This window comes from Thioalkalivibrio sp. AKL19 (assembly GCF_000420165.1).
Lineage (GTDB): Bacteria > Pseudomonadota > Gammaproteobacteria > Ectothiorhodospirales > Ectothiorhodospiraceae > Thioalkalivibrio.
This window is the reverse complement of sequence record NZ_ATUK01000012.1, coordinates 204,154-219,640: the sequence shown is the minus strand read 5'-3', so window position 1 is coordinate 219,640 and position 15,487 is coordinate 204,154. Positions and strand designations below refer to the sequence as shown.

The following is a 15,487-nucleotide window of genomic DNA, read 5'->3' as shown; positions in this document are numbered from 1 at the left end:
GACATCAGGAGAAGCGTTATGAGTGAACAGACCCCAGGCAACCACAACCAGAATGGTGAAGGTGCCGGTGCCGGCACCATGAAGCCCGGCTACCACAACACCGACGGCCAGGGCATTGCCGGTCACGGCTCGTTCTTCCAGTCGACCGACCTGTCGAAGGAAGACGCGGTCAAGGCCACCGACTGGGTGCGCAAGCACGTCGACCGCCGCACCATCGACCTCGGCGACCGCATGGACGACGTCCGCGAGCACATGTACGAGCTCGAAAAGGACGGTCAGATCATCATCCATCGCATCGGGGATGAGCACGAGCCAGCCACGGTGAACACCCTGTTCGGCTGGGAAAAGAAGGTCCCGACCAAGCAGCTGTGGCATCACAAGTCCTGTGGCCAGTGCGGCAACATCCCGGGCTACCCGACCTCGCTGCTGTGGTTCATGAACAAGTTCGGCTTCGAGCCGGGCAAGGACTACCTGGACGAGACCGACCAGACCTCCTGCACCGCCTGGAACTACCACGGCTCCGGTATCGGGAACGTCGAGTCGCTCGCCGCCGTATTCCTGCGCAACTTCCACCAGGCGTACGTCTCCGGCAAGCAGCACGGCCACGAGCTGGGTCATTTCTTCCCGCTGGTGCATTGCGGCACCTCCTTCGGCAACTACAAGGAGATCCGCAAGTATCTGGTCGAGTCCGCCGAGCTGCGCGAGAAGGTCACCAAGATCCTCGGCAAGCTGGGGCGCCTGGTCGACGGCAAGCTGGTCATCCCGGAAGAGATCATCCACTACTCCGAGTGGGTGCACGTGATGCGCAACCGCATCGCCTCCGAGCTGCAGACCATCGACGTCTCCAACATCCGTACCACCGCCCACGTGGCCTGCCATTACTACAAGATGGTCCACGAAGACGCGGTGTACGATCCGTCCGTGCTGGGCGGCAACCGTACCGCGATCATCACCTCGACCGCCCAGGCCCTGGGTGCGCAGGTGATCGACTACTCCACGTGGTACGACTGCTGCGGCTTCGGCTTCCGTCACATCATCTCCGAGCGTGAATTCACTCGCTCGTTCACGATGGATCGCAAGATCCGTGTGGCCCGCGAGGAAGCCAACGCCGACGTGATGCTGGCCAACGATACCGGCTGTGTCACGACGATGGACAAGAACCAGTGGATCGGCAAGGCCCACAACCAGAACTTCCAGATTCCGATCATGGCGGAAGTCCAGTTCGCGGCCCTGGCCTGCGGCGCGGACCCGTTCAAGATCGTCCAGCTGCAGTGGCACGCGTCGCCCTGCGAGGATCTGGTCGAGAAGATGGGCATGTCCTGGTCCGAGGCCAAGAAGACCTTCCAGGAGTACCTGAAGGAAGTCGAAGCCGGGAATATCGAATACCTCTACAATCCTGAACTCGCTTACGGGGGCAAGGTCTGATGCAGCAAGATACCGTTCTAGTAGTGGGTGGCGGGCCGGCCGGGCTGGCCGCCGCCGCGAATGTCAACTCGGCCGGCTACAAGGCCGTGGTCGTCGAGAAGGAAGACGTCCTGGGGGGCGCGCCGATTCTGTCGGGCTACGCCAAGCTGGTGCCCTCCGGCGAGTGGGCCAAGGACGCGATTGGCCGCATGGTCAAGCGCGTGGAAGACGACGCCAACTCGACCGTGCACAAGAGTGCCAAAGTCGAGAAGCTGGAAGGGGAGGCGGGTAACTTCACCGCCACGCTGACCAACGGCGAATCCGTCCAGGCGGGCGCCGTGGTCCTGGCAACCGGCTTCACCCATTTCGACTCCATCAACAAGCCGGAGTGGGGCTTCGGGACCTACGAAGACGTCCTGACCACCACCCAGATGGAACAGATGGTGGCCAGCGGCAAGATCGCCTGCCCGTCCGACGGCCGTGTGCCGGAGCGGGTGTGCATCCTGCTGTGCGTCGGTTCCCGTGACCGTCAGATCGGCCGCGAGTGGTGCTCGAAGATCTGCTGCACCGTCTCCGCCAACCTGGCGATGGAGATCAAGGAGATCTCGCCCGAGACCGACGTGTTCATCTACTACATGGACATCCGCACCTTCGGCCTGTACGAAGACAAGTTCTACTGGAAGTCCCAGGAAGAGTTCAAAACCAAGTTCGTCAAGGCGCGTATCGCGGAAGTGACCGCCTCGGGAGACGGTCGTTTGCTGGTCAAGGGTGAAGACACCCTGGTCAAGCGTCCGATCATCATCCCGTTCGACATCGTCGTGCACGCTATTGGTATGGATCCGAACGCCGACAATCCCGAGATCTCCCAAGTCTTCGGTGTGGGCCTCGAAAAGCACGGCTTTATCGAAAAGGCCGAGCAGTACACCAACACCTGTGGCACCACCCGCAAGGGGGTTTACTCCTGCGGTGCGGCCTACGGTCCCGAGACGATCGACGATTCGATCGCCCAGGGTGCCGCCGCGGGTGGCCGCGCGGTAGCGGATCTGCATGCGCTGGTTCAGAAAGCCGGCTGAGGTTGTAAGCGACGAAGCGGCTTCGGGGCTCGCCCCGGAGCCGCTTGAGGTCACCTTTGACAAGGAGATCCTCGGGTCCAAGCTCTCGAGTCTGAGAGAGGCCATCGCCGAGGCAGGCGGGGTCGACGGTCTGGAGACATTCATCGAGGCGTTGCGGTCCAAGCACGAGGTGTTCGCGGCGATTGTGGCCAAGGGCGACGAGATTGATGCCGAAGATGTTCGCGCGCTCGGCGGGCTGGTCTTTTCGGTTCGACGCAAGCTTGGCTCGCTGATGGCGGAACGCCAGGGGGCGCTGGTCGACGGCATGCGCGGCCTTGTTCGGCCGGATGTGGATGTCAACGAACGTCTGGCGGTCTTTGCGGATCTGGCCGCGGATGACAAGAAACTGCGCAGGGCGATCTGGGACTTCGGTGCCGAGATCCTGCATTTCGCGGATCCGGAAGCGGTTCCGCTGGTCTGTCGCTGGGTCTGGGATACGTCAACCACCACGGGCGCGTTGCGGGAGTTCATCCGCGGGAATGACACGCTCCGCTCCATCCCCATAGGGGAGTCGGTCGGGGCCATCGAGGGAGCCAGGCGCTGGTTCTACGATGCACTCGCCGAGGAAGGCTTCTACCGCGACCTGCCGTTCGTGACGGATCTGGTCTGGGTGCAGGCCTACTCGGATTACGCCCGGGCCCTCTCGATGAGTCTGGGGATGATCGACAACCAGTTCGGCGCCAAGCAGGACCCACTGGAACTGGCCGTGAAGATGCTGGGGATCGATTCCCCGGAAGGTCGCCTGAAAGGAACCGATGCGTCGCTGCATTGAATAACGGAACGAACTTGAGCCTGGCAACCCAGGTTTTCGGAGAGACGTCATGGCAATACATGAAAAGGCACTAATCGAGGACGAACGACTCCAGCAGCACGACGAGCTGGTGGTCGACGGGGTGGATGTGTCCGGGCACTGGAACACCATGATCGCCCCGCGCACGGTCCGCGATTACGACGACGATTTCGAGGCGAAGATCCAGACCTACACGGGTGCGGAGAACGTTCACCGCTGCTGGCAGTGCGGGTCCTGCACCAACTCCTGCACGATGTATGCGCAGAACGTGCAGTTCAATCCGCGTTACTGGATCTACCTGACCCGCCTCGGCATGAAGGAAGAGCTGGTCAAGGACAAGGACATCATCTGGCAGTGCGTGTCCTGCAACAAGTGCACCAACATCTGCCCGAAGGACGTGAAGCCGGAAGGCGTGATGAAGGCGCTGGCGCACTGGATGGAAGACGAAGGGATCACCGAGAAGGCCCCGTCCACGCACTTTGACGAAGAGTTCGCCGATCAGATCTACAAGACCGGCCGCATCGAAGACGGCAAGGTCATGCAGAACTTCTTCAAGAAGACCGGTCAGCCCCTTCTTCAGGAGTGGCTGAAGGTGTTCGTGTTCCGGATGATGAAGCACCTGCCGGTGAAGCACCTTATGACGATGGGCTTCAACACGATTCACACGCCGCGCACCAAGTCCTGGGGCAAGACCGGGGACGTGCTGAAGAACTACGTGCGCGAACAGAAGGAGGCCGCTCATGGCTAAGGTTGCTTACTATCCGGGTTGCGCGCTTGAGGGGTCCGGTGGCCCGTACGACCGCTCCACCCGCGTGCTGGTCAAGGCGCTGGGGCTCGAGATGGAGAACCTGCGCGACTGGAACTGCTGCGGCGCGATGGAGGTGAAGAACGTTCACCCCATGCTGCAAACCTACCTCTCCGCACGGAACATGGCGATCGCCTCCGAGCAGATGGGCATGGACACCGTGATGGCCCCCTGCAATGGTTGCTACCACAACCTGAAGAAGGCCGAATACGAGACCGCCACCTCCGAGGACGCGATGAACACCGTCCAGGATCTGGCGCGCAAGTCCGATGATCCGGTCTACAGCGGTGACGTGCGGACTCTTCATCTGCTCGAGTGGCTGATGGAAGAGCTGGGGCCGGAAGGCATCAAGCAGAAGATGACCAAGAGCCTCAACGGGATCAAGATCGCGAACTACTACGGCTGCATGTACACGCGGCCGCGGCAGATCTTCCCCGAGAAGGACAACGGTCCGGGCTCGGACTCCAGCTACCAGCCGCATTTCATGGACGACCTTCTGGGTGCCGCGGGCGCGGTGAATGTGGACTACCCGCTGAAGACCTCCTGCTGTGGCGGCGCGCATACCCTGTCGGATTCGGACACCTCGACCCAGCTGGTGCTGAATCTCCTGCAGTCGGCGGAAGATTCCGGGGCAGAAGTGATCGCCACCGAATGCCCGACCTGCCACTCCGGTCTGGAGATGCACCAGGTGCGTGCCGAGACCGAGTTCGGCATCAAGACCGACGTGAAGGTGCTGTACTTCACTCAGCTGCTGGGTCTGGCCATGGGGCTGTCCCCACGCAAGCTGGGCATTCACGAGAACGTGAGTGACTCGATTGGCCTGCTGAAGGAGAAGGGGGTCATCTGACCCCCGGATCCATGCCCAGCATGGCCCATCGATGAGTTCAGAAGACGGGCGCCAGGCGCCCGTTTTTTGTGGAGGCACGGGCCCGCTCGGTCCCGGGAACGAGGCGAAACATGGATTGCAACGGCTGCGAGTTTCACCCTGAACTGTTCTACGACGACGAGTTCCAGATCTGGCTGCGCCGTGAGGACGACGACACGCTCACGGTGGGCATGACGGACCTGTCGCAGACCATTGCGGGCAAGATTATCCACGTGCGGGTTCGCCGTCCGGGTACGCGCCGGCCGCCGGGCAAGCCAGTCGCAACGATCGAAAGCGGGAAGTGGGCGGGACCTATTCCCAACTTTATCGATTGCAAGATTGTCGAGGGGAACGACGAGGTTCTGGAGAACCCAGTGCTGTTGAACTCCGACCCTTACAACGCCTGGATTGCCCGTGTGGAGCCGACCAACGGCGTGGAGGCCGCGCTGGAAGAATTCCTGACCGGCGACAAGGCCGAGGAAGGCTACTGCAAGCGGGCCAAGGATGACGACATCCAGTGCCAGCGCAAACTTCGGTGAGCGATACCATGGCGGATCTCGACGACGACTATTACCTGGACAACGACGAGCAGCTGGTCGTGATCATCATGACCTCGGGCCCGTCGACGCCGGGGCGCTGTGCCACGCCGTTCTATCTCGGTTCCGTCATGGCGTCCATGGATGTGGACGTGTACATCTTCTTTACGATGGAAGGTGTGCGGCTGATGGAGAAGGGTGTCGCGGACGACTTGCGGGCCATGGAAGACGGCAAGCTGATCAAGGATTTTATCCAGGACGCAAAACGCGCCGGAGTGCGCCTGCACGTTTGCCAGCCCGCGCTGCCGGGGTATAGAATCGACGCGTCTTTGGATCTCATCGACGCCGTCGATGAAGTGAATCGGGCGAGCGAACTAGCCGACCTGATACTACGTAGTGATAAAACGATAACGTTTTAATTTTCCCGCTTTATTTGAATATTCCTGGAGGAAGACATGGGTGCAGTTCGGGGTTGTGATATTCCGGAAGATCTGATGTACAACGTTGAAAACAACGTTTGGGTGCGCAAGGAAAGCGACGGTACCGCGACGGTCGGCCTGACTTCCTACGCCTGTTCGCTGGCGGGCACGATCGTGTCCTACACCCCGAAGAAGGTCGGCAAGACGGTCAAGAAGGACAAGTCCTGCACCACCGTTGAATCCGGCAAGTGGGTGGGCCCGGCGAAGACCCCGGTCACCGGTGAAGTCACCGAGACCAACGACAAGGTTGCGGCGAACCCGGGCCTGATCAACGAAGATCCCTACGGCGAAGGCTGGCTGATCAAGCTCAAGCCGGAAGACTGGGATGGCGAAATCGGTGATCTGAAGACCGGCTCCGACGCCCTGTCGGCCTTCGAGGCCAAGATGGAAGCGGACGGTTTCGGCGGCTGCTGATCCCGTTTCCGGTCCGGGCCGCCGTTCCCTCGAGGTCGGCGGCCCCTTTTTTTCGGTAATACCCGAGTAAAACCTTCAAGAAATTCGCCGACCCGGAGAATGCCCATGACGAGCTGGAACGATGTCATCCAGCGGGTAGAGCCCCTCGAGGATGTCCCTGTCGATCCGTCGCTGGTTAATGACCTCCAGCATAGCCTGCGACACGCAGAGGACCCGGGTTCGGTACATTTCTACACCCCGACGTTCAAGTCCTACCAGTCCAGCGAAATTGCCGATTGTGGCAAGAGTGCCTGGCCGGCGATGTCGATCACCGGCGGCGACTGCAAGCTGGCCTGCGATCACTGCAAGGCCAAGATCCTGGAACCGATGATCCCCGTCCGCACCCCGGAGGATCTCTGGCGCCAGGTGAATGGCGTGATCGAGTCCGGCGCTCAGGGCATGCTCCTGACCGGTGGCTCCAACCATCGCAACGAGGTCGAGTACGACCCGTACTACTCGACCATCCGCCGCATCAAGGACGAATTCCCCGAGTTTCGCATCGCGATGCACACCGCGCTGGTCGACGACGATATCGCGTTGTCCATGGAACAGGCGGGGATCGACGCCGCCATGATGGACGTGATCGGTGCCCAGGACACGATCACGCAGGTCTATCACCTCCGCCGCAGTGTCGACGACTTCGAGCGCACCCTCGAGAGCCTGGTGAACACCAACATGAAGGTCGTCCCGCATATCGTGATCGGCCTGCATTACGGCAAGCTCCTGGGTGAGTGGAACGCGCTGGAGATGCTGGCGCGGCATCTGCCGGATGCAGTGGTGCTGGTGGTGGTGATGCCGTTCTACGCCCCGGCCAGCCGGCCGTTCGAAACCCCCGACGTGCACGCGGTCGGTCGCTTCTTCCACGATGCCCGCGAACGTCTGGGCGACACCTCGCTGTTGCTGGGCTGCGCCCGTCCGCCGGGAGAGGCCAAGAGCCAGATCGACAGCTACGCCGTGATGGCCGGCCTGTCCGGTATCGCACACCCGGCCGAGGGTGTGGTGGAACTCGCTGCGCGCCTGGGCAAGAAGGTCCGGGTCACGCCCGCCTGCTGCTCCATCGCGGTGGGCGACGAGGTGATGGCCGAGGATGCCGGTGCGGGCAGCGGCGTGGAGCTGGACCTCGACACTATCGTGGCCGAGGAGGCTCGTCGCCGCGAGCAGGAGCGCAAGGCGCGCCAGGGCCTTGGCGGGATCCGCATCGTGACCGAAGGCGGCGAGATTGCGGCCGGGGGTGGCTGCCATGCCTGAACGCGATCAAGGGCTTCTGCGCATCCTCGATACCGGGCTGCGCCCGGCTGCGGAGAACATGGCCTTCAACCGCTCGCTGCTGGAATGCCACCAGGAAGGCGTTTCTCCACACACCCTGCGGTTCCTGCAGTTCGAGCCCTGCGCGCTGGTGGGCTTCCACCAGAACGTCGACCAGGAAATCAATACCGAGTACTGCAAGGCGAACGGGATCGCGATCCAGCGCCGGATTACCGGCGGTGGCGCGATCTATTTCGATGCCACGCAGCTGGGCTGGGAGCTGTACCTGGACAAGCGCTTCCTCGGCACGGCGGACATGGGAAAGATCGCCGCGCGCATCTGCAATGCCGCGGCGGCCGGCATGCGCTCGCTCGGTGTGGACGCGCAGTTCCGTCCCCGGAACGATATCGAGGTGGATGGCCGGAAGATCTCCGGTACCGGCGGCGCTTTCGATGGCGAGTCGGTCATGTACCAGGGCACGCTGCTGATCGAGTTCGATGTCGAGGACATGCTGCGCATCCTGCGCATCCCGGCCGAGAAGCTCTCCAACAAGGCGATCGAATCCGCCCGCGACCGCGTGGTGAACCTGGCCACGCTGCTGGACGACATGCCCGCCCTGGACGTGGTGAAGGATGCCATCGCACGTGCCTTCGCCGAGGAGTTCGGCGTGCGCACCGAGGCCGCCGATCTGCTGCCGGAAGAGCGTCGCGCCTTCGACGAGGCCCTGGCCGAGATCGATACCGAGGAGTGGGTGTACCAGCGCAACCGCCCGGCGACCGATGCGCCGATGTTCGAGAGCATCTTCAAGTCCGACGGTGGCCTGATGCGCGTGGGCGCGGCGCTGGATCCCGAGCGCAAGCGCCTCAAGCAGCTCTGGATTACCGGGGATATCTTCGTCAAGCCGGCGCGTACCATCGCGGATCTGGAAGCCGCCCTGCGCGATACCCCGCAGGCCGAGATGGAGGATCGCGTCCGCGCCTTTTTCGCCGAGCGGGATGTCGAGATGCTACAGCTGACGGTGGATGACTTCATCGCCGCCATCCAGTCGGCCCTGGCACAGGCCGAGGTCGACCCGGCGGCCGCGCAGTGAGCCGCGCCGGGGGTCTTCGCTGATGCTGCCGTCCAGGGTCGATGTCCTGGTGGTGGGGCTGGGGCCCGGCGGGGCCTCCGCCGCGCGTGTGTGTGCCGCTGCCGGGCTGTCGGTGCTGGCGGTTGAGCGCAACAAGGCGTTTGGCGAGCCAGTGCAGTGCGCCGAGTTTATCCCCAACCCGATGGGCGCCTATGCGAAGCCGGAGGGCGTTCTGCTGCAGCGCATCGATTCCATGCAGAGCTTCCTGCCCTCCGGGGCCGTGGAGCATTCCGACTTCCCCGGGTTGATGGTGGATCGCGGCGAGTTCGACCGCGCCATCATCCGCGCGGCCGAGGCGAACGGGGCGCAGCTGGTCACCTCCACGCCGCTGATGGCGGTGGATGCCGAGCGTCACGTCGCCCGGGTGAAGCATCAGGGGGCGGAGCAGGAGGTCGGCTATCGCGTGCTGATTGCCGCCGACGGTCCGCATTCTCCGGTTGCCGAATCGCTCGGCCTGGAGTCTCTGCCCACGGTGCAGACGCGCCAGTACACCGTGCCGCTGAAAAAGGCCTATACCGCCACCGACGTCTGGCTCTCCGACGATTACCCCGGCGGCTATGCCTGGCTCTTCCCCAAGGGCGAGTGGGCCAACCTCGGCCTGGGTGCCGACAAGCGGATCGCCGGTGATCTGAAGGCCCCGCTGGAGTCGCTGCATGCCCAGCTCGTAGAGCAGGGCCTGCTAGGCGAAGAGATCCGCTACCGCACCGGCGGGGCGATCCCGGTCGGTGGGCTGCGCGACTCCCTGGTAGCGGGGGACGTGCTGTTCGTCGGCGATGCCGCCGGCCTGACACACCCGATTACCGGGGCGGGCATCGCCGCCGCGGTGGTGTCGGGTGAGGCCGCGGGAGAGGCCGCGATCGGCCACCTCGAAGGCGACGACGAGGCCTTCGCCGACTACGACGAGGAGATGCGCGACCAGTACGGACCGGCGCTGGGCCGGGCCTGCGAGCGACGCGCCTTTCTCAACGAACACTGGCGGACCCCGCGGGCGCAGGAAGATGCCACCCAGCGCCGCGGATGGATTGCATTTTCCGAGTATTTCAACGATGGTGACCGGGCCGCGTAATCGGACCCGGTCGACGGATGCCTGGCATCCCCGAGACAACGCTGGAGGAATTCCATGAGTGCAAGTGCAGAGGAGATGGTCGCGCCGATCAACTTTTACCGGCCCGACTATCACATCAAGACCCCGGACATGCGTTCGCCGGAGTACGTGCAGATGTCCACCGCGGCCGCGATCACGCTGGGCCTGGTGCCGGGCACCATGCATCGCACGTCCTGCACGCACTGCCTGAACCTCCTGGTGACCTACCCGGAAGGCTGCCGCGCCAACTGTTCCTACTGCGGCCTGGCCCGCCACCGCGAGGAATCGCGCGACTACGCCGACCGCAACTTCATCCGCGTCGACTGGCCCACCGCCAAGTACGACGAGGTGATCGAGCGCGTGAAGAACCATGCCGATGCCGGCCAGTTCGAGCGCATGTGCATCTCCATGATCACCCACCCGAACTCCGACGCCGACACCGTCGAGCTGCTGGAGCGCTGGGTCGCCGAGGTCAACCATATCCCGGTGTCGATCCTGTCCAATCCGACCACCATGAGCTATGAAGACCTCCAGCTCCTGCGCGACAAGGGCGCGGACATCTTCACCGTCGCGCTGGACGCGGTGACCCCGGAGATCTTCGAGCGCACCCGCGGCAAGTCGGTGGAGAGCCCGCACACCTGGGACAAGTACTGGCAGTCCATCGAGTGGGCCGCCGAGATCTTCGGGCCGGAAAAGTTCGGCGCGCACCTGATCTGCGGCATGGGCGAGACCGAGGAAGAGATCCTGCAGGTCTGCCAGCGTATCCGCGACCTGGGCGGCCACAACCACATGTTCGCCTTCTTCCCGGAAGAGGGCTCGCTGATGGAAGACTGGAACCCGGTCCCGCGCGACCAGTGGCGCCGCGTGCAGCTGGGCCGCTTCGTGATCGACTACGCCGGTGGCCGTATCGACGACATGAAGTTCAACAATGATGGCCAGGTGGTGGACTTCGGTCTGCCGCAGTCCGAGGTCGAGGAACTGATCGCCTCCGGCAAGCCGTTCCAGACCTCCGGCTGCCCCGGCAAGTCGGACGAGGAGGTCTCGGCCTGCAACCGCCCGTATGGCGATTCCAGCCCGACGGACATCCTGTCCTTCCCGTTTGCTCTCAACTCGACCGATGTCGGGTTCGTCCAGCGGCAAATGGCCGGGGAGGATGTCGGCACCTTCGACTTCGACGCCGACGAGACAGAAGACGAGAAGACAGCCTGAAAACGATAGTGGTAGTATCCAGCGAAAGCCCCGGCACCCCCGGGGCTTTCGCACGTCAGGGGATCAATAAGTTTTTTTGAATATTCAGGTTTCGAGCAGGGTTATCAAGGCCATTCGCCCGAGTGCCCTTGAACACACCTGCCGGAAAACCCGCAACACGGTCGGTCACCGTGGCGCGGGCCGTGGGAACACCATCAAGACCGGACCGGCGGCATTACAAGGGGGCCGCGCGTAACCGGGGTGTTCGTACAAGACAACAAGAAGACCACCAAAGGAGATACAAAATGGAAGCACGCATCATTCGCCGCAGCCTGGTGACGATCGCGGTCGGCCTGACCATGGGCTCCGCCGGCGTCGCCCACGCCACCAACGGCTACTTCGCCCACGGTTACGGCACCAAGGCCAAGGGCATGGGGGGCGTCGGCATGGCGATCTCCCAGGATTCCTACGCCCCGGGCATCAACCCCGCCGGCATCGCCGGCATGGAAACCCGCATCGACGGCTCCCTCGCCTACTTCCGTCCCGAACGTTCCGTAACCATCGAGGGTATGGGGACGGTCGATTCCGATAGCGAAAACTTCTTCATTCCGTCCGTTGGTTATGTCCAGCAGATCGACGAGGACCGATCCTGGGGTATTGCCCTGCTGGGTAACGGAGGGATGAATACCAACTACCCCGCTTTCCCGAACCCCACGTGTGATCCGAATCAGCTTCCTGAAGATGCGAGCGGTGATGGTCTCTTCTGTAACGGTTCGGCGGGGGTGGACCTGGAGCAGTTGGCGATCATCCCGACCTACGCCCAGAAATTTGCTGATGGGCGCGTGAGCGTCGGATTCAGTCCGATCATCAGCTATCAGCGCTTTAGCGCCAAAGGCGTGCTTTTCGATCAGCGCGGCACGACCAATGCCGATAGCTTCTTCACGGGCGGGGCGACCGACACCACGTGGGGTTACGGTGCTCAAATCGGCATGCAGGCCGAAGTGGCCGAGGGCGTTCGACTCGGCGCAAGCTACCGCTCCAAGATCCGGAACGGTGATTTCGACGACTATTCAGGGCTTTTCGCCGAGGGTGGTAGTTTCGATATTCCGTCAACCTATGGTCTGGGGGTTTCTGTGGACGTCACGCCCAGCATTACGGTGATGGCCGATTACCAGCGCATCAACTATACGGACGTAGCGGCCGTTTCGAACCCCAGTACGAATCAGGCACCCTTTGGTTCTGACAACGGACCTGGATTTGGCTGGAGTGATATCAATATCTTCAAGATTGGTGCCCAGTTCGAGGCGGGTAATGACTGGACCTGGCGCGTTGGTTACAACCGTGGTCAGAACCCAATTGGCTCCCGTGACGTTGGTCTGAACATCCTGGCGCCGGCTGTCATGAAGGACCATCTGACCATGGGGTTCACCAAGGGGATTGGTGCCAACTCCGAGCTGAGCTTTGCGGCCATGTATGCCCCGAGCAACGATGTGACCGGGCCCATTGACCAGCAGGGGACACTGGGCACGATCGAGATGAAGCAGTACGAGCTCGAGATCGGGTACGCGTACCGGTTCTGATCGGGAGGCCCGGGGCGGTCGCCTGACCGCCGCGGGCTTCGGTGTCGTGTGCCCGGGAGGGTGCACCGGCCTTGAGGGGAAGGCCGGATCCGCCAGGGAAGGCGGGTGATTCTGAAGTTCGTGACGCACCGGGGGGTGCGTTCCGGGCCCTTTTTCCTGCCGAGCGTTCCGCTCGAACTTATTAGAGAATTCAAAGGAGGATGCCATGCGAGCAATCCACGCCTTGCGCGGGAGTGTCCGCGCCGTCGGCATGGTCGCGGCCATTGCGCTGTTCGCGGCGAGCCAGACCGTGGCGGCGGACAATTACCGTCCGTTCGTGCTGGCCTACACCGACTCGGGGACGGATGTCTCCGCCGAGGCCGCCAGTGTGCGGGAACGCCTGGAGGGAGCCGACTTTCGGTTCCTGGGTGAATACCCCGTCAGTAATGACCGTCATGTGGTCGTGGTCACCCACGATGACCTGCTGTCCGTCGCCGGATCCGAGGAGCGCGGCGGGTATATCGCCCCGATCCGGGTGGCCGTGACGGCGGTCGATGGCGAGCTGCAGGTGAGCTACAACAACCTGGAGTATTTCCGTCACGCCTATCGTCTGGACCGTCCGGTAACGGGCGTCGCCAGCCGTCTGGCCAGTACCCTGGGTGCCGAGCGCGAGTTCGGTTCCGAGGACGGGATGAGCGAACGCGACCTGAATCGCTACCGCTATACCTTCGGCATGGAGCGCTTTGATGCGCCGTACGAGCTGGCCAGTCATGGCTCCAGGCGGGCGGCGCTGAGCGAGCTGGATGGCAATCTCGCATCCCGCGTCTCCGGGGTCAGCGAGGTCTACCGGGTGGACATCCCGGGGCAGGACGTCACCGTGATCGGCGTGGCCGTGCGCGAGGCGGACGGGGCCGACCAGGACTCCGCCGACCTGCACCAGCTCGGCATCGTGGACGTGGGCGAGTTCCGCCATACCGCGACGGTGCCGATCGAGATCCTGGTCCGCGGGGGCGAAGTGGAGGCGCTGCACATGCGTTTCCGCAAGGCGCTGCACTTCCCGGATCTGCGGATGCTGGGGGACAACAGCTTCATGCGCCTGCGCAGCTCGCCCGGCGCCCTGGAGGAGACCCTGAAAGAAGTCGCCGGCTTTGAAGAACCGGAAGACAGCGGGTTCGAGTGGTAACCCCGCTATAATCCGTACGCGCCATGGAACGGCGCGAGGGGCGGCGGAATTCCCGCGTGCCCCACTCAAGAACCCCGGTCTGCCGGGGTTTTTTTACGGCCCGGGCACGCAGTTGTTTTATGCTCCCGCAACACTCGCGGCAGGATGCACATCCATGAAATCGATGAAGATCGCCAATATTGGCGAGATCCGCAACGAACTCAACAAGTACAAGAAAGGCAAGAAGCTCGATATCCACCAGTTCAACCAGGTGGCGCGTCTGGCCTGGCTGGGCAAGATCGTGATGCAGCCCCTGGATCTGGAGGACCCCGAGTGCAAGTCGTTCCTGGTCTACATCCAGGAGCCGGAGGAACTGGCCGCGCACTTCCTCGACACCGACCAGGAGTTGACCGGTGGTATCCACATCATCGATGGCGAGCAGGCCATGGCCATGGTCGAGATTATGCGCAGCGGGGTCGAGGAGCGCGCCAAGCTGTACGAGGACCTCTCGCGCAGTGACTTCTATTTTCGCTACTTCTATCAGCCCGGCCAGGAGGAGAAGCCAGACGACTCCGGTGCCGGACAGGGCAAGACCGAGGGCTGACATTTGGTCGCATCGACGGTAACCCCGGAGTGGATCGACGCCGGGGCCCGGTCCGCCGAAGAACTCCATGCGCTGTATACCGGCCTGGCGGCATCCACCACGCCCGATGCACCGCCGCGTGTCCTGTGGACGCATGCGCGAGAGCCGCACATCTCGGTCGGGGCCAGTCAGGATGCGGCGACCGATCTGGATCTGGCGGCCTGCGTCGAGCAGGGTGTCCCGGTGGTCCGCCGCCCTCTGGGAGGCGGCTCTGTCTGGGTGGATGCCGACCAGGCCTGCTTCTTCCTGATCCAGCCGCGCCATGTCCTCGCGCGTGGCCATCGCCACCTGTTCGCTATGGGCCTCGGGATCGCGATGGATGTCCTGCGCGAGCTCGGGCTCGAGGGGGTGGAGGCTCGCGGGCAGGATGTCTGGGTGCAGGGGCGCAAGATCATGGGCACCGGCGCGGCGACGCTCGACGAGGGCTGCGTCTTCGGAGCGAGCTTTCTGCGGTATTTCCCGGTCGAGCGCTTCCTGGCCTGCGTGCACGCTCCCAGCGAGGGCTACCGTGACTGGCTGCGCCCGGCCCTGGAGACCGGCATGACCGACTGCGCCCGCCAGTGCCCGCAACCCCCGGGATCCGCGCAGGTGGAGTCGGCGCTGCGGGCGGTGCTGGAACGCCGCTTCGGCGTTCCGGTGCGGACGGTCGAGCCGGATCCAGGCACGCTTGACCAGTGGCTGGCTGCCGGACGCGAGGAGCTGGAGGACCTGGCCGACGGGCAGGGTTCGCCGTCCGTGCGCGACGGCATCCGCGTGAATCGCGACAACCACGTGTTCGAAACCCGCGGCGCCTGTGGTCGCCTGCGGCTCCATGTGCAGGGCTCGCACATCGCGCGCATCTGGTGCGAGGACCCCGCGACGACCGCGATCCTCGAGGCGCGCCTGATCGGTGAGTCCCCGGAACGCCTGCGCGTGCGTTCGCGCTTGAACGGCCAGCTCGAGGCCCGCATGGTGGACGAGATCAGTGCCCGTATTGACGGGCTTTATCGCGGGATCTCGGCGGCCTGAGCCGCTCGTTCCGCGCCCCACGACC

The 15,487-nt window shown here is 63.5% G+C and carries 16 protein-coding genes; all 16 read left to right on the top strand.

The window, feature by feature from the left end; all coding sequences use genetic code 11:
* Window positions 1-18: 18 nt before the first annotated feature.
* The 16 genes from F817_RS0107690 to F817_RS0107615 all read left to right on the top strand — a co-directional run bounded on the left by F817_RS0107690 (window position 19) and on the right by F817_RS0107615 (window position 15,462).
* Window positions 19-1,425 (top strand): heterodisulfide reductase-related iron-sulfur binding cluster, encoded by a 1,407-nt coding sequence (locus F817_RS0107690; protein WP_024327104.1) that lies wholly within the window; start codon window positions 19-21, stop codon window positions 1,423-1,425.
* A 23-nt stretch (window positions 1,426-1,448) separates the two neighbouring features.
* Entirely contained in the window at window positions 1,449-2,477 is a 1,029-nt protein-coding gene (locus F817_RS0107685) for an FAD-dependent oxidoreductase (protein ID WP_024327103.1), read from the top strand.
* The gene (locus F817_RS0107680; protein WP_024327102.1) at window positions 2,452-3,288 is read left to right on the top strand and encodes a hypothetical protein; all 837 of its coding nucleotides are present in this window, start codon (window positions 2,452-2,454) and stop codon (window positions 3,286-3,288) included. Before F817_RS0107685 ends, F817_RS0107680 begins: the two co-directional genes overlap by 26 nt.
* Before the next feature lie 49 nt (window positions 3,289-3,337).
* A complete protein-coding gene (locus F817_RS0107675) occupies window positions 3,338-4,054 on the top strand; it encodes a 4Fe-4S dicluster domain-containing protein (protein ID WP_024327101.1) in 717 nt (238 codons plus the stop codon).
* Window positions 4,047-4,958 carry a CoB--CoM heterodisulfide reductase iron-sulfur subunit B family protein gene (locus F817_RS0107670; RefSeq protein ID WP_024327100.1) on the top strand — a complete coding sequence of 304 codons (912 nt, stop codon included), beginning with the start codon at window positions 4,047-4,049 and terminating at the stop codon, window positions 4,956-4,958. Before F817_RS0107675 ends, F817_RS0107670 begins: the two co-directional genes overlap by 8 nt.
* A 110-nt stretch (window positions 4,959-5,068) precedes the next feature.
* Complete coding sequence (locus F817_RS0107665; RefSeq protein ID WP_018867548.1) at window positions 5,069-5,515, top strand: glycine cleavage system protein H; 447 nt, start codon at window positions 5,069-5,071, stop codon at window positions 5,513-5,515.
* Between the two features lie 8 nt (window positions 5,516-5,523).
* The gene (locus tag F817_RS0107660) at window positions 5,524-5,931 is read left to right on the top strand and encodes a DsrE family protein (RefSeq protein ID WP_024327099.1); all 408 of its coding nucleotides are present in this window, start codon (window positions 5,524-5,526) and stop codon (window positions 5,929-5,931) included.
* 36 nt (window positions 5,932-5,967) lie between these two features.
* Window positions 5,968-6,405, top strand: coding sequence for a glycine cleavage system protein H (locus F817_RS0107655; RefSeq protein WP_081644468.1), 438 nt, complete (start codon window positions 5,968-5,970; stop codon window positions 6,403-6,405).
* A gap of 105 nt (window positions 6,406-6,510) precedes the next feature.
* Window positions 6,511-7,692, top strand: a complete 1,182-nt coding sequence (locus F817_RS0107650) for a radical SAM protein (protein ID WP_024327097.1) — start codon at window positions 6,511-6,513, stop codon at window positions 7,690-7,692.
* Window positions 7,685-8,779 (top strand): biotin/lipoate A/B protein ligase family protein, encoded by a 1,095-nt coding sequence (locus tag F817_RS0107645; RefSeq protein WP_024327096.1) that lies wholly within the window; start codon window positions 7,685-7,687, stop codon window positions 8,777-8,779. Before F817_RS0107650 ends, F817_RS0107645 begins: the two co-directional genes overlap by 8 nt.
* A 22-nt stretch (window positions 8,780-8,801) precedes the next feature.
* Window positions 8,802-9,884 carry an NAD(P)/FAD-dependent oxidoreductase gene (locus F817_RS0107640; protein WP_024327095.1) on the top strand — a complete coding sequence of 361 codons (1,083 nt, stop codon included), beginning with the start codon at window positions 8,802-8,804 and terminating at the stop codon, window positions 9,882-9,884.
* A gap of 54 nt (window positions 9,885-9,938) precedes the next feature.
* Window positions 9,939-11,111 carry a radical SAM protein gene (locus tag F817_RS0107635; protein ID WP_019571180.1) on the top strand — a complete coding sequence of 391 codons (1,173 nt, stop codon included), beginning with the start codon at window positions 9,939-9,941 and terminating at the stop codon, window positions 11,109-11,111.
* Between the two features lie 284 nt (window positions 11,112-11,395).
* Entirely contained in the window at window positions 11,396-12,670 is a 1,275-nt protein-coding gene (locus tag F817_RS0107630; protein WP_024327094.1) for an OmpP1/FadL family transporter, read from the top strand.
* Between the two features lie 205 nt (window positions 12,671-12,875).
* The gene (locus F817_RS0107625; RefSeq protein ID WP_024327093.1) at window positions 12,876-13,832 is read left to right on the top strand and encodes a hypothetical protein; all 957 of its coding nucleotides are present in this window, start codon (window positions 12,876-12,878) and stop codon (window positions 13,830-13,832) included.
* Window positions 13,833-13,986: 154 nt separating this feature from the next.
* A complete protein-coding gene (locus F817_RS0107620; protein ID WP_024327092.1) occupies window positions 13,987-14,415 on the top strand; it encodes a hypothetical protein in 429 nt (142 codons plus the stop codon).
* A 3-nt stretch (window positions 14,416-14,418) separates the two neighbouring features.
* Window positions 14,419-15,462 (top strand): lipoate--protein ligase family protein, encoded by a 1,044-nt coding sequence (locus tag F817_RS0107615; protein WP_024327091.1) that lies wholly within the window; start codon window positions 14,419-14,421, stop codon window positions 15,460-15,462.
* Window positions 15,463-15,487 lie beyond the last annotated feature (25 nt).